Annotated in this window: 20 protein-coding genes; 2 read left to right on the forward strand and 18 right to left on the reverse strand. The window is 67.3% G+C overall.

The features are described 5' to 3' along the window. Window positions 1–77 precede the first annotated feature (77 nt). On the forward strand, window positions 78–875 hold the full coding sequence (locus ABDC25_RS10460; protein WP_029264704.1) for a lysophospholipid acyltransferase family protein: 798 nt from the start codon (window positions 78–80) through the stop codon (window positions 873–875). Window positions 876–891: 16 nt separating this feature from the next. Here the strand turns inward: ABDC25_RS10460 and ABDC25_RS10465 are convergent, their stop codons facing one another. Continuing rightward, window positions 892–1,386 carry an OsmC family protein gene (locus tag ABDC25_RS10465; RefSeq protein ID WP_347122869.1) on the reverse strand — a complete coding sequence of 165 codons (495 nt, stop codon included), beginning with the start codon at window positions 1,384–1,386 and terminating at the stop codon, window positions 892–894. A gap of 67 nt (window positions 1,387–1,453) precedes the next feature. On the opposite strand from ABDC25_RS10465, the gene ABDC25_RS10470 reads away from it, so the two are divergent. Continuing rightward, window positions 1,454–2,449 carry an asparaginase gene (locus tag ABDC25_RS10470; protein ID WP_347122871.1) on the forward strand — a complete coding sequence of 332 codons (996 nt, stop codon included), beginning with the start codon at window positions 1,454–1,456 and terminating at the stop codon, window positions 2,447–2,449. Window positions 2,450–2,575: 126 nt separating this feature from the next. Here ABDC25_RS10470 and ABDC25_RS10475 read toward each other — a convergent pair whose 3' ends face one another. From ABDC25_RS10475 to prmC, 17 genes are all read right to left on the reverse strand, one after another. Further along, window positions 2,576–5,326 (reverse strand): FtsK/SpoIIIE domain-containing protein, encoded by a 2,751-nt coding sequence (locus ABDC25_RS10475; RefSeq protein WP_347122873.1) that lies wholly within the window; start codon window positions 5,324–5,326, stop codon window positions 2,576–2,578. A gap of 58 nt (window positions 5,327–5,384) precedes the next feature. Further along, window positions 5,385–6,182 carry a protein phosphatase 2C domain-containing protein gene (locus tag ABDC25_RS10480; protein WP_292775481.1) on the reverse strand — a complete coding sequence of 266 codons (798 nt, stop codon included), beginning with the start codon at window positions 6,180–6,182 and terminating at the stop codon, window positions 5,385–5,387. Between the two features lie 84 nt (window positions 6,183–6,266). Beyond that, window positions 6,267–7,250, reverse strand: a complete 984-nt coding sequence (locus ABDC25_RS10485) for an aldo/keto reductase (protein WP_347122875.1) — start codon at window positions 7,248–7,250, stop codon at window positions 6,267–6,269. A gap of 104 nt (window positions 7,251–7,354) precedes the next feature. Beyond that, window positions 7,355–8,185: a DUF5684 domain-containing protein gene (locus ABDC25_RS10490; RefSeq protein WP_052514688.1), complete on the reverse strand. Its 831-nt coding sequence runs from the start codon at window positions 8,183–8,185 to the stop codon at window positions 7,355–7,357. Window positions 8,186–8,330: 145 nt separating this feature from the next. Then, window positions 8,331–9,077, reverse strand: coding sequence for a peroxide stress protein YaaA (yaaA, locus tag ABDC25_RS10495; protein ID WP_347122877.1), 747 nt, complete (start codon window positions 9,075–9,077; stop codon window positions 8,331–8,333). 76 nt (window positions 9,078–9,153) lie between these two features. Then, window positions 9,154–9,414, reverse strand: coding sequence for a F0F1 ATP synthase subunit epsilon (locus ABDC25_RS10500; protein WP_017830988.1), 261 nt, complete (start codon window positions 9,412–9,414; stop codon window positions 9,154–9,156). A 2-nt stretch (window positions 9,415–9,416) separates the two neighbouring features. After that, window positions 9,417–10,871 carry a F0F1 ATP synthase subunit beta gene (gene atpD, locus ABDC25_RS10505; RefSeq protein WP_017830989.1) on the reverse strand — a complete coding sequence of 485 codons (1,455 nt, stop codon included), beginning with the start codon at window positions 10,869–10,871 and terminating at the stop codon, window positions 9,417–9,419. A 21-nt stretch (window positions 10,872–10,892) separates the two neighbouring features. Further along, window positions 10,893–11,789, reverse strand: a complete 897-nt coding sequence (locus ABDC25_RS10510) for a F0F1 ATP synthase subunit gamma (protein WP_017830990.1) — start codon at window positions 11,787–11,789, stop codon at window positions 10,893–10,895. A 19-nt stretch (window positions 11,790–11,808) separates the two neighbouring features. Then, entirely contained in the window at window positions 11,809–13,449 is a 1,641-nt protein-coding gene (gene atpA / locus ABDC25_RS10515) for a F0F1 ATP synthase subunit alpha (RefSeq protein ID WP_021199376.1), read from the reverse strand. Window positions 13,450–13,496: 47 nt separating this feature from the next. Next, on the reverse strand, window positions 13,497–14,288 hold the full coding sequence (locus tag ABDC25_RS10520; RefSeq protein WP_021199375.1) for a F0F1 ATP synthase subunit delta: 792 nt from the start codon (window positions 14,286–14,288) through the stop codon (window positions 13,497–13,499). After that, window positions 14,288–14,845 carry a F0F1 ATP synthase subunit B gene (locus ABDC25_RS10525; protein WP_021199374.1) on the reverse strand — a complete coding sequence of 186 codons (558 nt, stop codon included), beginning with the start codon at window positions 14,843–14,845 and terminating at the stop codon, window positions 14,288–14,290. Before ABDC25_RS10525 ends, ABDC25_RS10520 begins: the two co-directional genes overlap by 1 nt. 27 nt (window positions 14,846–14,872) lie before the next feature. Next, the gene (atpE, locus tag ABDC25_RS10530; protein ID WP_021199373.1) at window positions 14,873–15,109 is read right to left on the reverse strand and encodes an ATP synthase F0 subunit C; all 237 of its coding nucleotides are present in this window, start codon (window positions 15,107–15,109) and stop codon (window positions 14,873–14,875) included. Window positions 15,110–15,153: 44 nt separating this feature from the next. Then, complete coding sequence (gene atpB, locus ABDC25_RS10535; protein WP_231479872.1) at window positions 15,154–15,873, reverse strand: F0F1 ATP synthase subunit A; 720 nt, start codon at window positions 15,871–15,873, stop codon at window positions 15,154–15,156. 210 nt (window positions 15,874–16,083) lie between these two features. Further along, window positions 16,084–16,602 (reverse strand): hypothetical protein, encoded by a 519-nt coding sequence (locus tag ABDC25_RS10540; protein ID WP_021199371.1) that lies wholly within the window; start codon window positions 16,600–16,602, stop codon window positions 16,084–16,086. Further along, window positions 16,602–17,771 carry an MraY family glycosyltransferase gene (locus ABDC25_RS10545; RefSeq protein ID WP_021199370.1) on the reverse strand — a complete coding sequence of 390 codons (1,170 nt, stop codon included), beginning with the start codon at window positions 17,769–17,771 and terminating at the stop codon, window positions 16,602–16,604. Before ABDC25_RS10545 ends, ABDC25_RS10540 begins: the two co-directional genes overlap by 1 nt. Beyond that, complete coding sequence (locus ABDC25_RS10550) at window positions 17,768–18,502, reverse strand: L-threonylcarbamoyladenylate synthase (protein WP_021199369.1); 735 nt, start codon at window positions 18,500–18,502, stop codon at window positions 17,768–17,770. The genes ABDC25_RS10545 and ABDC25_RS10550 overlap by 4 nt, the downstream gene beginning before the upstream one ends. A 52-nt stretch (window positions 18,503–18,554) precedes the next feature. Continuing rightward, window positions 18,555–19,415, reverse strand: a complete 861-nt coding sequence (gene prmC / locus ABDC25_RS10555; RefSeq protein ID WP_167254366.1) for a peptide chain release factor N(5)-glutamine methyltransferase — start codon at window positions 19,413–19,415, stop codon at window positions 18,555–18,557. Window positions 19,416–19,494: the final 79 nt, after the last annotated feature.

The raw sequence follows: 19,494 nt of genomic DNA on the forward strand, positions 1-19,494 counted from the left end.
CCCCTTTGCTCGCGCTGGGAGGCGCGGCGCAACTCTTCATTCCCACCCCGGCATGGATCCGGGAGTAATCTGCTCTGATGACCTCTGAGCAGTCCGTCGAGCCCGAATCCTCGTCAGAAGAGGAATCCTCGTCAGAGGAGACTGCGAAGCCTCGCCACGCCGGGTTCGCCTACACGCTCGGCCGCAGCCTCATCACGCCGCTCGCCCGTCTGGTGTACCGCCCCCGGATCGAGGGGCGCGACAACGTGCCGCTGACCGGTCCCGTCATCTTCGCGAGCAACCATCTGTCATTCATCGACTCGATCGCGATCCCGGTCGCGGCCCCTCGTCCCGTCCATTTCCTCGCGAAGTCGACGTACTTCGAAGGCACCGGATTCAAAGGCTGGATGAGCAAGACCTTCTTCGAATCGATCGGCGCGATCCCGGTGCGACGAGGTGCCGGGCAAGCCGCGCTGGACGCGCTCGATCTGCAACGCCAGCTCCTCGATGAGGGTCTCGCCGTCGCCCTGTACCCGGAGGGGACCCGCTCGACCGACGGCCGCCTCTACAAAGGCCGCACAGGCGTCGCGTTCCTCGCTCTGCAGACGGGCGCCCCTGTGGTGCCGGTCGGCCTCATCGGCACGGACAAGGTGATGCCGGTGGGAGCGAAGATCCCCACCCTCAAGGAGCGCATCACCGTGCGTTTCGGCGAGCCGCTCGACCTCTCGCCGCACGGGCCCGCGACCAGTGGACGCGCACGTCGCCTCGCCACCGATCAGATCATGGCGGCGATCCACGGTCTCTCCGGCCAGGAGCTCGCCGGCGCGTACAACGAGGCACCGGCGCAAGGTGCCATCGAGAAGATCAAGCAGGCCCTCCCGCACGAGCGTCGCTGAGGCCTGTGAGCCCCACTCAGGCGAAGGCTGTGACCGTCGCCTGGTGGCGTACGGGGAAGTTCATCGAGTTCGCGATGAAGCACCACTCGTTCGCCTGGGCGTGGGCGCGCTCTGCTGCGTCGATCATCGAGGCCTCGGCGACGACGACCTCGGGCCGCAGCATCACCTCGACGAACGATCCGCCCCCCGCACCGTCCTCGCGCATCGTCCCGCTGGCCTGGTCGCGATAGGACACCACGACGACGCCCGCGGTCACACACGCGTGCAGGTATGAGAGCAGGTGGCACTCGGAGAGGGAGGCGAGCAGCAGGTCCTCCGGATTCCATCGTGAGGGATCGCCGCGGAACGGCTTGTCTGCCGAGGCGAGGAGATCGGGCTTCCCCTCGACCTCGATCGTCACGTCTCGCCGGTAGTCCCGGTATCCGGTCGTCCCGGTGCCGGTGTTGCCGGTCCACGTCGAGGTGAGCGCGTAGCGGTGTTCGCCGAGCGTGCGCATGGTCGTCTCTGCCATCTGCTCAGTCTGTCAGGCTCCTCCGACACGACGCGAGACGCCGCACGCCCCGGGCTAGAGTTGACGGGTGCAGGAGACTCTCACCGTTCAGGATTCCGTGGAACTCGCCGTCGTCGAGCGGAGCGGATTCGTCGAATCCCGCCACGCCGGCGCGGCCGTCGTGCTCTCCCCCGACGGGGACATCGTCGGTCGCCATGGAAATGCCGATTCGCTGATCCTGCCGCGATCCAGCCTCAAGCCTCTCCAGGCGATCGCCTGCATCACCGCAGGTGCCGTCCTCGAAGGCGAGCAGCTCGCGCTCTCCACGGCCAGTCACGTCGGCACCGACCGTCACGCTTCGGTGGTACGCGACATCCTGACCGAGGGCGGGCTGACGGAAGACGATCTCCGCTGCCCGGCCACGTGGCCGAGCGACTCGGCGTCGCGAGACGAGCTCGTCCGCGAGCACGGCGAGCCGACCCGGGTGCGCATGAACTGCTCCGGCAAGCACGCCGCGATGCTCCGCGCATGCGTGGCGACGGGCTGGCCGACCGACGGATACCTCGACCCGACCCATCCACTGCAACAGCACATCCGCGACGTCATCGAGCGCCTCACTGGCGAGAAGATCGCCCATACCGCTATCGACGGGTGCGGTGCGCCGGTCCATGCGATGACGCTGACCGGCCTGGCACGCGCGATCCACCGCATCGGCACCGCTTCCGACCGCTCGCCCTTCGCCCTCCACCGCGTGGCCGGTTCCCTGGTCCGCGCCGTGCGGGAGAACCCCTGGACGATCGAGGGTCCGGGCCGCCCCGACACGATCGCGACCGAGAGGCTCGGCGTGTTCACCAAGTACGGCGCCGAGGGCGTGATGGTGATGGTCGCCCCCAACGGCACGACCGTGGCGCTGAAGATGCTCGACGGTGCCACTCGCGCCTCGACGATCGTTGCCGCGACCCTTCTCGCTCGGGCGGGCGGGCTGAGCGATGCCGACGTGGCATCGCTCGCGGACGCACTTCCGCTCGCCGTGCTCGGCGGAGGGGAGAACGTCGGCTCCATCCGCCCCGGCGCAGGAGTCTGACGCCCGCGGCGGTGTTCCTCGGCGCCGAGCGTCGATTCGCGGCGCCTTCTCCTCACGACAACGTCTCCGCACGGCAACGCTTCTCACGGCAACGCTTCTCAGGGCAACGCTTCTCAGGGCAACGCCTCACCGAGGCGACAGCTCGGCGAGGTGGACACGTTTCGGCGCACCGGAGCCGGTGACCGACCAGGCCCGGCCTGCGTGCGGGTGTGCATACGGAGGAAGCTCCCGCGCGCCGATCAGTTGCCGGAGCTCGCCGGGATGTTCACATCGGATGAGCACCTCGCCTGCCGATCTGATGCGCTGCCACAGCGACCAGTTCCGCTGCCAGGTTTCCGCGTCGGCGACCAGGATGCAGCGTGTTCCCGGCGAAGTCGACTCAGATCCTGCCGCCACCACCTCGCATGCGGGGTGCGCGTCGTGAAGAGCGGCGATGACCGTATCGGTGCCGGCACTGACGACAGCGGTGATCGCAGACGACGGCGTCCACCGTGGTGTCTGCGCTGCCTGCGGCAGCCATCGGCCCTCGTCGACCCACGCCAACTGCACCTCGCGATCTCCGATCACGGCGCGCCCGGGTACGCGGTCGCGCACGAACCCCGATGCCTCTCCGCCGGCCGCCAGATGCTCGAGTCTCGTCGGCATCCGCAACAGCGCCCGACGGGGCACCAGATCGAGTACACGTCCCAACGCCCCGCTCGCCCTGGTGGCCGTCAGAACGAAGGTGGTGTCCGGACTCGCCCGAAGCACGCGCTCCCAGCGGTGGACGAGCTGCTGCGCGTATTCGGCCGGCAGGGTCGCCAGCATCGCATCCATGTCGTCGATCAGGACGACCGAGGGCGGACGCTCCCCGCCCTCGACCCATGCGGCGAGCACGTCCCAGGCGCCCTCGGGATCGCCGGGCATCCAGAATGCGTCATCGCATTGCGCCGCGATCGCTCTCAGCACCGAGGTCTTACCGAATCCGGGGGCGCCCAGCACCACCAGCCCCCGTTCCTCTCCGCGCCGGAGCATCTCCAGCGGCTGCGCCTGGCGACCAGGGTCATCGGCGCGACCGAGGATGATCGCATCGGGGAGGATTCCGGCCTCCGTGACGAGTTCGGCGATCGGCAGGATGGCCGGAAGCGGGGGAAGCCACGGGCTGGATGACTCGCCCGCTGCCGCCCACCGCAGACCGACACCACGAATATCGGAAGCCTCAGTCAGGGCGATGCGCATCGCGACGGGTTCCTGGTCGGATGGTCGACGCAGCAAGCCGAGACCGCGGGAACCGACGTCTCCCGTGAGCGCGGAGGCAGCATCGGTACCGATCACGAGCCGACTGTCGGCGGCGTCGCCGACGCGCAGGCTGATGCGAAGGGGGCAGTTCGCAGCCAGGGCGTCTCTGATCACCCCGGCAGCACGCTGTGTCCCGAGAATCAGGTGCATCCCGAGGGCGCGGCCACGGGCAGCGATATCGATGAAGACCGCACCGAGCTCGGGGTGCTCGGTCAGAAGCGCCGCGAACTCGTCGACGACGATGATCAGCCGGGGCATCGACACACCGCTGACGTCGCGCGCCCCGGCGGCGGCCAGCACCCTCTCTCGACGTCGCAGCTCGGCGGTCAGGCTGGAGACGCCTCGTCTTGCACCCTGATCGTCGAGATCAGTGATGACGGCGGCCACCTGAGGCAGTGCGCTCAGGGGTTCGAAAGCCGTACCGCCTTTGAAATCGGCGAGCACGAACGTCACCTCGTCCGGGCCGTGCGCCGTGGCGATGGCAGTGACCCAGCTGACCAGCAGCTCGCTCTTGCCGGTCCCCGTCATCCCCGTCACGATCGCGTGCGGTCCGTCTCCCACGATGTCGACCGTGATGTTCGCGCGTTCGCCTCGGCCGATGGTCGCGACGAGCCCGCCTCCGGCCGAGGTCTGCTCGAGCTCGGAGAGCAGCACCGCGTCGGGGATCGCATCCGTCTCGTCGTCGCGACGCGCCAGCTCCGCGGAGACGGTCTCCGCTTGGGCACGCGACAGGCACTCGACAGCGACTGCCTGGCTACCTGTCGGGGTGCGCAGCGTCGCCCGCCGCGGTTCGACGATGTCGATGACCGTCGTGATTCCCGCCGGGACGTCCTCCCCCACCGCGGTCAACACGATCAGGGCGTCCGCATCCCCCCGGACGCCCGCCGCAGGACCGAACCCGATCCGGAAAGCACCACGCCGCGCACTCCGGGCGTGGGGCAGGCTCGCCAGGCCGTGGTCAGCGAGATCAGTGTCTTCCGGATCGATGCCGATCAGCGACAGCTGGCCGGTGCCGAACCGCAGACACAGCTGCACGACAAGAGCGCGCGCTGCCGCCTCGGCCACAGGCCGCGCACCTCGAAGACAGATCCCCCCACCGATCGGCGCGGAGACCGGCGCGTCCGCGATGACACGGCATCGTTCACGGAAGTCCCGCCCGCGCGCGTCATCCGCGCCGGTGCAGCGGACCGCACTCGTCGTGTTGCCGGCACCGATGACGATCGGAGTCGTCGCGTCGACTCCCTGAGCGCCGCGCAGGGGCGCCTGTGCGATGCAGGTCGCGGCGTCGGGCCACCGCTGCCACAGGGCTTCGAGCTCGTCCTGCTGACGCTGGACCAGATCCGCTTCCGCCGCAACCCACTCGGCTTCGAGCTGCTGCTCGGTTCGTCGGCGTTCACGGCGCCGCGTACGTGTCGCGTCGAGCAGTGAGGCGCCGATCATCAACGGCCCCAATGCCGCGAAGCAGAGCGCGAGGAGGGAGCCGGTGACCAACCACATCACCACTCCCGTGGCCACCGGCACGAGGGCGGCCATGAAAGGCAGTGGAGCGCGAGGCGACGCTGCCGGAGCCGCGGGAAGCACGATCGGAGGGGATTCCATGGAATCCAGTGGACCGCATCACGGCCCGTGAAATAGGGCTGTGCACAGCGCTGGAGCGTTACTCCGCGGTGTTCTCGGTTGGGGAGGACGAGTCGTCCTCTGCCGCCACCTGGACGATGATGAGGGTCACGTTGTCGCGACCGCCGTTCTCCAACGCCGCCGCAAGCATCGCGTCCACCGCGGCACCCGGATCGTCGTGCTCCCGGAGGAAATGCTGGATCCCGTAGTCGGTCAGTTCCTTGGTGAGGCCGTCCGAGCAGATGACGAATCGGTCACCGGGACGCACGTCGATGGAGACGTAATCGGGAGCTGTGAGCTCACTCGCCCCCACGGCACGCGTGATCACGTTGCTGTAGGGGTGCCCTTCAGCTTCCTCCGGGCTGAGCTTGCCCGCTGTGATCAGTTCCTGCACGACCGAGTGATCGGTGGTGATCTGGACCAGTCGATCGTCGCGAAGGAGATACACGCGGGAGTCGCCGATGTTCAGTGCGGTCCAGCGCGGCTCATCCCCGTCGGTCTCGAAGTACACTCCCGTGAGCGTGGTCCCCGTGCCCTCGTCGGTGGTCTCGGGATGCTCCGCGATGTCTCCGACAGCCAGTTCGAGCGCATTCTCGATCGATGGTCCGTCGACCTTCCCCGAGGAGACGACGGCCTGCAACCGGGCCACCGTGCTCTGACTCGCGATCTCGCCGCCGGCATGACCGCCCATTCCGTCAGCGACGATGAACAGCGGATAGTCGGCGAGGAACGCGTCCTGATTCGTCTCCCGGCGTCGGCCTTGATCGGTGATCCCGGACCACGACAGCAGCAGCGGGCGCTGCGCAACCGTGACGCGGTGCGTCTTCGTCTCAGCCACGTGCTGCCTCCGATGGGCCTGCGGCGGGTCGGACGGTCGCAGGATACTCACAACACATCGTAGTAGAAGTCACGCGCACCTCGATCACACCCGGGCGCCCGGATCGGCCGGCAGCGGGAACAGATCATCGATGATGGCGAGTTCGGCCGCGTCGGGGCGCCAGGCCTCCCCCGCGTCTGCGTTCGCCTCGACCTGCGGGACCGAGGTCGCGCCCGCGATCACGCTGGAGACCGCCGCGTGCGAGAGCAACCAGCCGAACGACGCCTGGACCATCGTGATGCCGCGCTCATCGCAGAAATCGCGGAATGCATCCAGGGCATCCCACGGTGCGTTCTCCCACACGTGGCGCCGTGTCGACATGATCCGGCTCTGCTGCGGCCCGCCGTCGCGAGTGAACTTCCCCGTGAGCAGGCCGTTGTGCAGGGGGAAATACGGGAAGAAGCCGAGTTCGTAGCGTTCCACCGCCGGCAGCACTTCCCGCTCCGCCGCCCGAGCCAGCAGGGAGTAGTGGTTCTGAGCCGAGATGAACCTGCCACTCGATCGCGCCCTCGTCGTGAACTCCGCTTCGGCGATCTGCCACCCGGCGAAGTTCGAGTGCCCGTAGTAGCGGATCTTGCCCTCGCGCACGAGTTCATCGAGGGCATCCGTGGTCTCCGCGATCGGCGTCTCGGGATCGGGGAGATGCAGCTGATAGAGATCGATCCAGTCCGTGCGCAACCGGCACAGCGATTCCTCGACGGCCCGACGCACGTAGCGACGAGAACCCCGGGCAGCGGGGAACGCGTAACCCATGTCGCGCTCGTGTCCGAACTTCGTCGCCAGCACCACACGGTCGCGGCGTCCCTCGAGAGCTTCGCCCATCAGCAGCTCGCTCGCCCCCGCTGCTGCTCCATACATGTCAGCGGTGTCGAAGAAGGTGATGCCGTTGGCGAGAGCCGCATCCATCACCTCGCGCGTGCCGGCGAGACTCTCCGTCATCGTCCCCGCGCGCCCGAAGTTGTTGCAGCCGAGGCCGGTGGCGGACACGAGAAGACCGGAGGCACCCACACGGCGCTGGGACGAGACCATGCCACCACGTTAGCGGCCGCTGCGGATAGACGACCACTCGGAACAGCACAGAGCCCCCGACCGAGGTCGGGGGCTCTGTGTCAGAAGGTCACACCGTCAGACCATCACGCCGGAGGCTGTGTGGGATCGGTCGGCGGGGACGCCGGGGTTGCGGGAGGAGCCGGCGGAGCAGCGGGCGGAGCCGTCGGCGGTGCGGGCGGAGCCGTGGGCGGTGCCGCAGGGGGCGCCGGCGGCGTGGTCGGCGGCACCGGCGGAACCGGGGCACCGGTCGCCGGAGCTGCAGGGCCTGCGGGAGGTGCGTAGCCGGGCTGCGCGGGCGGTGCGTACCCCGGCTGCGCGGGAGGCGCGTATCCCTGCGGTCCGGGCTGCGCGTAGCCCTGCGGAGCACCGTAACCGGGCTGCGGCGCCGCGGCCGACGTCTGAGCGGGGATGCCCTCCCACGCGGTGCGGTCGCCGAGCAGACCGTTGGCAGCCCAGGAAGCGGGCTGGATGCTCGGGTTCCAGCGCGACTTGTCGAACGCGTTGATGCCGAGCCACACCGGAGGCAGGAAGAAGTAGAGGACGACCCAGACAGCGTCCTTCTGCAGCTTCAGCCCGACGCGCCAGGCGGCGATCAGGTCGACGACGCGACCCGCGATGCCGACGAGCGGGAGGATCAGGAACCACCCGAGGAACGGGATGATCGCGCCGAGGATACCGGCACCCATCAGGTAGAGGACGAGCCAGGGGCTCAGATCGCCGAGCTTGTAGAAGATCATCGTGCTGTAGACGGGCACCCACGCGCGCCACTTCCCCTGCACTCCCGCCTTCTCGAAGATCTTCATGTAGAACCACGAGTAGAGTGCGTAGATGGCGAGTGGCAGGATCGTGTAGACCAGGGTCAGCGCGAGGATCGCTCCGCCTGACAGGCCGTCATAGCCGTAGTAGTCGTTCATGGTTCCCTCCAGAAAGTCATGATGCGGCATCATGCGCTGAACACACTAGCGCTTCCCGGGGTACGCGCGCATGTCTCTTACGCCGTCGGGCGCGTTCGACTCGTGGCCGCGCGTGGACGCACGGCACACCCGGCCGATCCCCTGCTCACTCGTCGACGACGAGCTCCAGCACGCCCTGGTGTGCGCCATCGCGGAGAATGATCCCTCGCTTCTCCGCCCAGAGCCGAAGACCGCGAAGGGAACCGACCCGTGGTCGATCCTCGGCAATCGCCCGGACGAGTGCACCCTTCGATTTCTTGTTGAAGTGATTGAGGGCCCTCCCGTGCTCCGTCACGACCCGCACGTAAGCGGAGGAGACGGAGTCCGGCATGGGTCCCAGCGCGACGTAGGCCTCACTCCGCAGGTCGAGCACGAACGACGGATCCGCCTCCGCGATCGCTGCAGAGGTGGCCTCCGCCCAATGCCGCCGAAGCGCGGGAAGCCCGGGGACGGAGGTGCCGGCGGCCAGCCGATACGTCGGGACCGCGTCGAGCGCGCCCACCGGTCCAAGCGGAGCGCTGTGGATCCAGACATGGGCACCCAGCCATCGACGGGACGCGACGGAGAGCGATCGGGCATCGAGCGCGTCGAACAGCACCCCCGTGTATCGGTCGATCGCGGGCATCGTGGGAGCGGAGCGAAGCGCCCTGTTGTGCGCGACATCGCCGCTCTGCCGCGCACTCAGCTTGAGCACCCGACGGGCAGCCTCTTCGTCGGCAGCGAGGTCGATCAGAGCCTCGACGACAGCGGCGCGCCGCTCGTTCAGAGACGGGAGTGCCAGCGACGCGAGGTCGAGCGGGGACCCCTCACCGCCCTCATGCTTGGTCTCCGAAGGAGGGAGCAGGATCTTCATGGAACCTCGGTGGATACAGACGCGTCCGCCTCGGAACCCGTGCGGGTGCCGAGGCGGACGCGTGAAACAGGAACTGCTAAGCGATCAGAGCCGCGTTGCCGGCAACGATCGTCAGGGTGTCGCCCTCCATCGAGAGGAACCCGTCCTGCGCGTTGGCCAGCACCTTGGTGCCATCCGACTGGGTGATGCGAACCTGGCCCTCGGCGAGGATGGCCAGCACCGGCTCGTGGCCGGTCATGAAGCCGATCTCACCCTCGACGGTCTTGGCGACCACGAGGCTCGCCTCTCCCGTCCAGACCTCCGCATCAGCGGAGACGAGGCTGACATGCAGCGCCATGGTCAGCCGTTCTCCTTCTGGATCTTCGCCCACTGCTCTTCGACGTCGGAGATGCCACCGACGTTGAAGAAGGCCTGCTCGGCCACGTGGTCGAAGTCACCGCGGGTGATCGCGTCGAACGACTCGATGGTCTCCTTCAGCGGGACGGTCGAACCCTCGACGCCCGTGAACTTCTTGGCCATGTAGGTGTTCTGCGAGAGGAACTGCTGGATGCGACGTGCACGCGACACGACGATCTTGTCTTCCTCGGAGAGCTCATCGACACCCAGGATGGCGATGATCTCCTGCAGCTCCTTGTTCTTCTGGAGGATCTGCTTGACGGTCGTCGCGACGCGGTAGTGGTCCTCGCCCAAGTAGCGGGGGTCCATGATGCGCGACGTCGAGGTCAGCGGGTCGATGGCCGGGTACAGACCCTTCGAGGCGATCTCACGAGAGAGCTCGGTCGTCGCGTCGAGGTGGGCGAACGTCGTCGCCGGAGCCGGGTCGGTGTAGTCATCGGCGGGCACGTAGATCGCCTGCAGCGAGGTGATCGAGTGACCACGCGTCGAGGTGATGCGCTCCTGGAGCACACCCATCTCGTCGGCGAGGTTCGGCTGGTAACCCACGGCGGAGGGCATGCGGCCCAGCAGCGTGGAGACCTCGGAACCGGCCTGCGTGAAGCGGAAGATGTTGTCGATGAAGAGCAGAACGTCCTGCTTCTGCACGTCACGGAAGTACTCCGCCATCGTCAGAGCCGACAGGGCGACGCGAAGACGCGTTCCCGGCGGCTCGTCCATCTGGCCGAACACCAGGGCGGTCTTGTCGAAGACGCCCGCCTCTTCCATCTCGTGGATGAGGTCGTTGCCCTCACGGGTGCGCTCACCGACACCGGCGAACACCGACACACCACCGTGGTCCTGCGCGACGCGCTGGATCATCTCCTGGATGAGGACGGTCTTACCGACACCGGCTCCACCGAACAGACCGATCTTTCCACCCAGCACGTACGGGGTGAGGAGGTCGATCGACTTGATGCCGGTCTCGAACATCTGAGTCTTGGACTCGAGCTGGTCGAAGTTCGGGGCCTTGCGGTGGATCGGCCAGCGCTCGGTGACCTCGATGGTCTCGCCGGGCTCGAGGTTCAGCACCTCGCCGATGACGTTGAACACCTTGCCCTTGGTCACGTCGCCGACGGGGACCGAGATGGCCTCACCGGTGTCGCGGACTTCCTGGCCGCGGACGATGCCGTCGGTCGGGTTCAGCGCGATGGCGCGGACGAGGTCGTCGCCGAGGTGCTGAGCGACCTCGAGCGTGATCTCGGTGGACTCTTCGCCCATCGCGATCGTGGTCTTCAGCGCGTTGTAGATGTCGGGGATCGAGTCATGAGGGAACTCGATGTCGACAACCGGACCGTTGACGCGTGCGACGCGCCCGACGACCGCGGTCGCCGGCTGGTCAGCCGGAGCGGTGAGGGTCATTTTCGTCTCTTTCCTGATGGTCTATTTGCTCGAGAGGGCGTCGGCGCCGCCGACGATCTCGGCGATCTGCTGCGTGATCTCCGCCTGGCGCGCGTTGTTGCGCAGACGGGTGTAGTCGGTGATGAGCTTGTCGGCGTTGTCGCTGGCCGACTTCATCGCCTTCTGCGTCGCCGCCTGCTTTGCGGCAGACGACTGCAGGAGAGCGTTGAAGACTCGGCTCTGGATGTACACCGGCAGGATCGCGTCGAGAACAGTCTCGGCGTCCGGCTCGAACTCGTACAGCGGGTAAACGGTGTTACCGGCCTCCGACTCATCGGCTTCCGTGATCTCCAGCGGGAGCAGACGCACGGATTCGGGCGACTGCGTCATCATGCTGACGAAACGGTTGTACACGAGGTGGATCTCGTCGACGCCGCCGTCCTGTCCCCCGCGGGAGAAGGACTCGAGCAGCGTCGCGGAGATCTCCTCCGCGGTGTGGAACGACGGGGTGTCGGTGTCGCCCGTCCACTCCGCAGCGGCAGCCAGGCGTCGGAACTGGAAGTATCCGACGGCCTTGCGACCGATGAGGTAGAAGACCGGCTCCTTGCCCTGCTCCCGCAGGAGCTCCGCAACCTCGAGACCCTCACGGAGGATCTGCGAGTTGAAGGCTCCGGCCAGACCGCGGTCCGAGGAGAAGATCACGACCGCGGAGCGGGTGATGTTCTCGGACTCGCGGGTCAACGGGTGATCCACGTTCGAGTGCGTCGCGACGGCCGACACGGCCCTCGTCACGGCACGCGCGAAGGGAGTGGACGCCTTGACGCGTGCCATCGCCTTCTGGATGCGCGAAGCCGCGATGAGTTCCATCGCCTTCGTGATCTTCTTGGTCGTCTGAGCAGAAGAGATCTTCTGCTTGTAGACCCTGAGTTGAGCGCCCATATGTCAGTACCTCACGCGGTTACGCGCGACGACCCTTGACGATCTTCTCCTGGTTGACGTCTTCCGCCTCGGCCGCAGCGTGCTCTTCGTGACCCGGGGCGCCGATGGCGTGTCCCTTGCCACCCTGGAACTCCAGGATGAAGGCATCCGTCTGCTTGTCGAGCTCGGCGACCGTGGCGTCGTCGAGGACGTTGGTGTCGCGGAGGGTCTCGAGGACCTGGGTGTTGCGACGAAGGTAGTCCAGGAGCTCGCGCTCGAAGCGCAGCACGTCGGAGACCTCGATCGTGTCGAGCTTGCCGTTGGTACCGGCCCAGATCGAGACGACCTGCTCCTCGACGGGGTACGGCGAGTACTGCGGCTGCTTGAGCAGCTCGGTCAGACGCGCACCACGGGAGAGCTGACGACGCGAAGCCGCGTCGAGGTCGGATGCGAACATCGCGAACGCCTCGAGGGAGCGGTACTGCGCGAGCTCCAGCTTCAACGTTCCGGAGACCTTCTTGATCGACTTGACCTGCGCGTCACCACCGACTCGCGAAACCGAGATACCCACGTCGACCGCAGGACGCTGGTTGGCGTTGAAGAGGTCGGACTGGAGGAAGATCTGGCCGTCGGTGATCGAGATCACGTTGGTCGGGATGTAGGCCGAGACGTCGTTCGCCTTGGTCTCGATGATCGGGAGACCCGTCATGGAACCGGCGCCGAGCTCGTCGGACAGCTTCGCGCAACGCTCGAGCAGACGCGAGTGCAGGTAGAAGACGTCACCCGGGTAGGCCTCACGGCCCGGCGGGCGGCGCAGGAGGAGGGAGACGGCACGGTAGGCCTCAGCCTGCTTCGACAGGTCATCGAAGATGATGAGGACGTGCTTGCCGCCGTACATCCAGTGCTGACCGATGGCGGAACCCGTGTAGGGAGCCAGGTACTTGAAGCCGGCGGGGTCGGACGCCGGAGCCGCCACGATCGTGGTGTACTCCAGAGCGCCGGCCTCTTCGAGCGCGCCCTTCACCGAAGCGATGGTCGAGCCCTTCTGGCCGATGGCGACGTAGATGCAGCGGACCTGCTTGTTGACGTCGCCAGACTCCCAGTTGGCCTTCTGGTTGATGATCGTGTCGATCGCGATGGCCGTCTTGCCGGTCTGGCGGTCGCCGATGATCAGCTGACGCTGGCCACGGCCCACGGGGATCATCGCGTCGATGGCCTTGATGCCGGTCTGCATCGGCTCGTGCACCGACTTGCGCTGCATGACGCCGGGAGCCTGGAGCTCGAGGGCGCGGACGCTCTCGGTCTCGATGGCACCGAGTCCGTCGATCGGGTTGCCGAGCGGGTCGACCACGCGGCCGAGGTAGCCGTCGCCGACCGGGACCGAGAGGACCTCGCCGGTGCGGGTGACTTCCTGACCGGCCTCGACGCCGGTGAACTCGCCGAGGACGACGACACCGATCTCGTGCTCGTTCAGGCTCTGTGCGAGACCCTTGGTGCCGTCGGCGAAGATGACGAGCTCGTTCGCCATGACGCCGGGCAGTCCCTCGACGTGCGCGATGCCGTCTGCGGCGTCGATGACGGTGCCGACCTCGGTCGCCCCGGCCCCGGAGGGCTCGTATGCTGCGGCGAAGTCCTTCAGCGCGTCACGGATGACGTCGGGGCTGATCGATAGTTCTGCCATTGTCTTCCCTTTGTATCTGGGTGCGCGGTTCCCCGCGCGAAGTCGTGTTAGCCCGCGAGCTTCTGGCGAAGGTCGGCGAGTCGTGCGGAGATGCTGCCGTCGATGACGTCATCGGCGATCTGCACGCGCAGGCCTCCGACGACGGCAGGGTCGATGACGACGTTGAGCGATACCTGGCCGTCGTAGCGACGCGAGAGCGAGTCGCTGAGACGGGCGCGCTGCGCGTCGCTGAGAGGGGCCGCGGTGTGCACCGTGGCGACCACTCGACCACGCTGGCTCGAGACGACGCTCATCGCCCGGTTCAGCAGCCGTCGGACCCGTCGCCCGCGCGGCTCGCGCACGAGCGACGTGATGATCAGCGTCGTCGCGGCGCTGGTGGAGCCTTCGGCCAGGAGGCGCTCGACGAGTGCACTCTTGGCGTCTTCTCCACCGACGCGGCTGCCCAGAGCGAGTTCGAGCTCGGGGTTCGCCGCGATCACCCGGGAGAATCCGAAGAGCTCCCCCTCGATGTCCGTGCCGGGCTCCGCGATCGCTGCGGCGCGGATCGCGAGCTCCTCGATACCGTCGACGAGCTCACCCGCGTGGGACCAGCGCTCGGCGACGGCGGTCTTCAAGACGCCCTGGGCGCCTGCGGAGAACCCGCCGAACACCGCGGCGACGACGTTCTGTCGTGCCGCGGCGGGTGCGGAAGGATCAGCAAGCGCGCCGCTCAGCTGGGACGACTCGCTCACGGCATGCGCGGCAGCGAACAGCTCCCGCGCGGTGTCGAGAGTGACGTCCTTCGCTGCGGCAAGCGTCTTGATGGATGCCGCGAGTGCCTGAGTGGTCGCGCTGCCCATTACTGAGCCGCCTTCTCGGATGCCTCGAGCTCGGCGAGGAAGCGATCGACGACAGCCGTCGCACGTGCGTCGTCGGAGAGCGTCTCGCCGACCACGCCACCGGCGAGGTCGAGAGCGAGCGATCCGACCTCGCTGCGCAGCGAGACGAGAGCGGTCTGACGCTCTGCTTCGATCTGCGTGTGCGCGGTGGCGGTGATGCGTGCGGCCTCGGCGGTCGCGGCGTCCTTCGCCTCGGCGACGATCTTCTTGCCGTCCTCGCGGGCGGCCTCGCGGATCTCGCCGGCCTCGGTACGCGCCTCGGCGAGCTGACGCGTGTACTCCTCGAGTGCCGCCTCCGCCTGCTTCTGCGCCTCGTCGGCCTTGGCGATGTTGCCCTCGATGGCGGCGGACCGCTCGTCGAGCATCTTCGTCAGCTTGGGAAGGGCGACCTTCCACACGACGATGAGGATGATGAGGAACCAGAGGCCCGACCAGATGATGTCGTACCACGCCGGGATGAGCGGGTTGTTGACCGCGCCCTCCTCTGCTGCGAGGTTCGTGACAAGAGCGTTCAGCATCCTGTCTCCTTCAGAAGTCGGTTCGGATTACGGGAAGGGGATGAATCCGACGGCGATGCCGACGAATGCAAGCGCCTCGGTGAAGGCGATACCGATCCACATGAGGACCTGGAGACGGCCGGCCAGCTCGGGCTGACGAGCGACGCCCTCGATGGTCTTGCCCACGACGATGCCCACACCGATGGCCGGGCCGATGGCTGCGAGGCCGTAGCCGATCACCGCGAGGTTGCCGTTGATGTCAGCGAGAACCGTAGTTGCGTCCACGGGGTTTTTCCTTTCGTTGGGTGGGAGGGCTGTTGCCCGCCCGCTCAGTGCTCTTCTGCGACCGCGAGCTGGATGTAGACCGCGGTGAGGACGGTGAAGACGTATGCCTGGAGGACGGCGACCAGAATCTCGAAGAGAGTGAAGGCGCCGCCGAAGGCGAGGGTTCCGATACCGAGAGCGGCCCAGCCGCCACCCGCGGTGAAGAAGAAGAACTGGGTCGCTGCAAAGCAGAGGACCAGGATCATGTGACCGACGACCAGGTTCATCAGCAGTCGCAGGGTGAGGGTCACCGGGCGGATGATGAAGGTCGAGATCAGCTCGATGGGCGTGACGATGAAGTACACGGGCCACGGCACACCGGAGGGGAAGAGCGAGTTCTTGAAGAAGTTCTTGGGGCTCTTCTTGATGCCGGCGTAGATGAAGGTGACGTAGCTGACCACCGCGAGCGTGAGCGGCACCGCGATGATCGCCGTACCCGGCATGTTCAGGAACGGGATGATGCCGGTGATGTTCATGAACAGAGTCATGAAGAAGATGGTCATCAGGATCGGGAGGAACCGGTCACCGTCCTTGCGACCGAGCAGGTCGTGGGCGATGCCGCCACGGACGAAGCCGAGGCCCATCTCGACGACGCTCTGGAAACGTCCGGGGACGACCTTCATGCGTCGGGTGCCGAGCCAGAGGATGAGGACCACGGCGATCACCGAGAGCAACTGGATCAGGTGGATCCGGTTCACCGGGATGGGTCCTACGTGGAAGAGGATCTCCGGAAAGAACTCATCGATCGAAGGGCCGTGGAACTCGCCGTCGGTGGCAAGTCGGGGGGTCAGGGTCGCAGCGATATTAAACAGCGCGGGCTCCAGCTTCGGGGCACCGGTCAGAACCGGGGCGACGATGGTCGGTGTGCTTCACAGCGCAAGCGCTCGCGGGCGAGCGGCGGGCACGTCTCAACACTATCAGAATCTGAGGGTCCCCTAAGACCGCTGGCCACCCTCGACCGGCCCGCCGTCGATGTGATTGGCCGCGCCGGGGGCACGATCCTCGGGCACCTCGGTCGGCAGCGTGGTGTCGCTGACGTTCGGGAGCCGCATCTGGGTGAGCACGACGACGTCGATGACGAGCGACATGAGCACACCGGCGACGATCGAGAGGAAGAAGACCATCGGCTGCAGCCACGGCTGACCGGCGAGGAGGATCATCACGACAACGAAGAGGCCGAGCTTCAGCAGCCAGCCGCCCAGGACGATCGCGAAGAACAGCTGCACGTACAGCGGATCCCCGAACCAGCGGTTGGCGATCAGGATGCTGAGTCCGGTGATCCCGAGGAAGACGGCAGCCAGGACGACACCGAGCAGGCCACTGACGAGCCCCTCCCCCTGGGCGACGAGATAACCGACTCCGCCCGCCACGATCGCGAGCACCGCGGTGGCGATCGCCGACCAGATCAGGGTCCGGCGCAGGATCGGCGTGCTGGAAACGGGGCTCGGGCTCATCAGGACTCCACGGGTGTCGGTTCGGGTTCGGCGCCCGCTGCGCTCTTCCTGCGGCGGGTGGGACTCAGCGTGACGACGAGGCAGGCGGCGATGCCCACGATGCCGAAGCCGACGCCCGGCAGATACTGGCCGGGCCAGTCCTCCCGGGCACCGACGTACATCAGGAGGACGGCGAGCGAGACGACGGCCGTCCAGGCATAGAAGATGAGCACGGCGTCGCGGTCGCGGTGACCGAGATCGAGCATGCGGTGATGCAGGTGCTTCCGGTCGGGCGAGAACGGCGAGCGACCGGCGCTCATCCGGCGGAGCACGGCGAGCCCGAAGTCGAGCAGCGGGAGCAGCACGACCAGCAGTGGCAGCAGGATGGGCAGGAACGCGCCGACCAGCTGGGAACGCCCGAGACGCTCGGGGTCGAGGGCGGACGGGTCCATCTGCCCGGTGATCGCGATCGCCGATGTGGCCATCAGCAGGCCGATCACCAGCGCCCCGGAATCGCCCATGAAGATCTTCGCCGGACTCCAGTTCAACGGCAGGAAGCCGAGGCAGGCGCCGATGAGCACCGCCGCGATGAAGGTCGAGAGGTTGAAGTAGCTGGACGCGCCCGAGTCGCGCGTGAAGATGTAGGAATAGGCGAAGAACACACCGTTCGAGATCAGGCACACGCCCGCGACGAGCCCGTCGAGCCCGTCGATGAAGTTCACCGCGTTCATCACGATGACGATCGCGAACATCGTGATGGTGATGCTCAGCCAGCTCGATACCACGATGAGGTCACCGAACGGCAACGAGAGGATCTGCAGGCCGCCGCCGACGGTGATGACGCCCGCCGCCAGGAACTGCGCGCCCAGCTTGATCATCCAGTCGATGTCCCACAGGTCGTCGACGACCCCGATGATCGCGATCAGCAGCGAGGCGCCGAGGATCGACCACATGGTCTGCGGGGGGATCCAGATGCTCTGGAAGAAGGGATTGATCGCGGAGAACCCGAACGCCGCGGCGATGGCGAGGAAGATCGCGACGCCGCCCAGACGGGGCTTGGGCGTGGTGTGCACGTCACGGTCGCGGATGGCGGGGTACAGCTTGAACCGGAGGCTCAGCTTCCACACCGCCCAGGTCAGTACGAAAGTGATCGCGGCGGTGAGGATGATCGTGAAGAGATACTGCTTCACGAATCCCCGTCCTGGTCCGGTGCATGCTGGTGGTGATGCTCGTGCTCGGCATCGTCCTCGGGCTCGAGGAGATCTCCGAGCACCTCCTGCAGCTGCTCCCGTGTCACGGCGCCGTCGCGGAGGATGCGCACGCCTCCCGTCTCGGAGTCCGCACCGCGGCGGACCAACGAGGTCGCATCGACGATGGTCGACGCGATGCCGTTCTTGCTCAGTCCGTCCGCCAGGTAGACCGCGACGCTGTCACCCAGCATCTTCTCGGCGTCGTACGCGGAGATGGCGGCGGCCTCCCCCGTGAGGTTCGCGCTGGAAACGGCCAGTGGACCGGTCTCCGCGAGCAGTTCGAGTGCGACCCGCCCCTCCGGCATGCGGACGGCGACGGTGCCGAGCGTCTCACCGAGGTCCCAGACCAGCGACGGCTGCGCGGGCAGCACGATCGTGAGACCACCGGGCCAGAACGCCTCGACCAGCCGCTCCACCGGTTCGGGAACCGATTCGGCGAGGGCGGCGAGTGTCTCCTTCGTGCCGATCAGCACGGGCGGCGGCTGGTCGCGGCCCCGCCCCTTCGCGTCGAGGAGCCGCTGGACAGCGGCCGGCGAGAAGGCATCGGCGCCGACGCCGTACACCGTGTCTGTGGGGATGACGATGAGGTCGCCACGGCCGATCGCCTGGCGCGCATGACGCATTCCGGCGAGGAGCTGCGACTCGTCGCTGCAGTCGAAGATGGTTGACATGACGGTTCGATTCTATGCGGCGCGGCCGGTGAGCACGCTCCGAGGTTGCTGATCAGGGTCGGAGTGCGGTGGTGGTGCGATCGCGCAGTGTCAGGTCGCGATGTGTCGCCGCCGCGCGCCAGCCGTCGAGGGTGAGGATCTCCCTGATCGATTCGCCCTGCAGTTCGCCGTGCTCGATGACCAGCAGGCCCCCGGGACGAAGCAATCGCAGCGCCCGCGAGCTGAGCACGCGCACGATGTCGAGCCCGTCCTCTCCCCCGTACAACGCCATCGCCGGGTCGAAGAGTCGCACCTCCGGATCGCGCGGGATCGCGGCGTCGGGCACGTACGGCGGATTCGAGATGACCACGGACGCCGTGCCCTCGAGTTCCGGGAACGCCTCGCCCAGGTCGGACAGGACGAGTGTCAGGTTGTCGATCCCTGCGACGTTTCGACGCGCCCAGGCGTGGGCATCCGCGGAGAGCTCGGCCGCGAAGATGCGGGCGTGCGGCACCTCGGTGGCCATCGCGAGGGCGATCGCGCCACTCCCGGTTCCGAGATCGATCCCGATCGGGGCGGGCTCGGCCGAGTTCAGCAGGGCGTCGATGGCGTACTGGACGACGGTCTCGGTCTCCGGACGCGGCACGAAGACGCCGGGACCGACGGCGAGTTCGAGGTGGCGGAACGGCGCGGTACCGGTGATGTGCTGCAGCGGCTCACGGCCAGCCCGACGCGTGATGAGGATGTCGAGAGCCGCTGCCGTCTCGTCGTCGACGTCGTCTCCGCGAACGATCGCCGCCTGGACCTCGCCGCGCCGACGGCCGAGCACGTGACCGGCGAGGAGCTCGGCGTCGACCAGCGGATCGGGGACCCCGACGTCGGCGAGACGCTGGGCAGCCGTGCGGACGACGGCAGCGAGGGAGGTGTCGGACATGTCTTCCAGCGTAGAGCGCGCGCTGACGTCACAAACCCTCGCCCATAGGGACGCTCCCCTAGGCTGGTGCGGCAGCGAC

Source organism: Microbacterium sp. SY138 (assembly GCF_039729145.1).
Classification (GTDB): domain Bacteria; phylum Actinomycetota; class Actinomycetes; order Actinomycetales; family Microbacteriaceae; genus Microbacterium; species Microbacterium maritypicum_A.

Excerpts from the sequence above, each read along its gene's own strand:
- ABDC25_RS10460 (WP_029264704.1), top strand. The coding sequence starts at position 78 with ATGACCTCTGAGCAGTCCGTCGAGCCCGAATCCTCGTCAGAAGAGGAA.
- ABDC25_RS10465 (WP_347122869.1), bottom strand. The coding sequence starts at position 1,386 with ATGGCAGAGACGACCATGCGCACGCTCGGCGAACACCGCTACGCGCTC.
- ABDC25_RS10475 (WP_347122873.1), bottom strand. The coding sequence starts at position 5,326 with ATGGAATCCCCTCCGATCGTGCTTCCCGCGGCTCCGGCAGCGTCGCCT.
- ABDC25_RS10485 (WP_347122875.1), bottom strand. The coding sequence starts at position 7,250 with ATGGTCTCGTCCCAGCGCCGTGTGGGTGCCTCCGGTCTTCTCGTGTCC.
- ABDC25_RS10490 (WP_052514688.1), bottom strand. The coding sequence starts at position 8,185 with ATGAACGACTACTACGGCTATGACGGCCTGTCAGGCGGAGCGATCCTC.
- yaaA (WP_347122877.1), bottom strand. The coding sequence starts at position 9,077 with ATGAAGATCCTGCTCCCTCCTTCGGAGACCAAGCATGAGGGCGGTGAG.
- ABDC25_RS10500 (WP_017830988.1), bottom strand. The coding sequence starts at position 9,414 with ATGGCGCTGCATGTCAGCCTCGTCTCCGCTGATGCGGAGGTCTGGACG.
- atpD (WP_017830989.1), bottom strand. The coding sequence starts at position 10,871 with ATGACCCTCACCGCTCCGGCTGACCAGCCGGCGACCGCGGTCGTCGGG.
- ABDC25_RS10510 (WP_017830990.1), bottom strand. The coding sequence starts at position 11,789 with ATGGGCGCTCAACTCAGGGTCTACAAGCAGAAGATCTCTTCTGCTCAG.
- atpA (WP_021199376.1), bottom strand. The coding sequence starts at position 13,449 with ATGGCAGAACTATCGATCAGCCCCGACGTCATCCGTGACGCGCTGAAG.
- ABDC25_RS10520 (WP_021199375.1), bottom strand. The coding sequence starts at position 14,288 with ATGGGCAGCGCGACCACTCAGGCACTCGCGGCATCCATCAAGACGCTT.
- ABDC25_RS10525 (WP_021199374.1), bottom strand. The coding sequence starts at position 14,845 with ATGCTGAACGCTCTTGTCACGAACCTCGCAGCAGAGGAGGGCGCGGTC.
- ABDC25_RS10540 (WP_021199371.1), bottom strand. The coding sequence starts at position 16,602 with ATGAGCCCGAGCCCCGTTTCCAGCACGCCGATCCTGCGCCGGACCCTG.
- ABDC25_RS10550 (WP_021199369.1), bottom strand. The coding sequence starts at position 18,502 with ATGTCAACCATCTTCGACTGCAGCGACGAGTCGCAGCTCCTCGCCGGA.
- prmC (WP_167254366.1), bottom strand. The coding sequence starts at position 19,415 with ATGTCCGACACCTCCCTCGCTGCCGTCGTCCGCACGGCTGCCCAGCGT.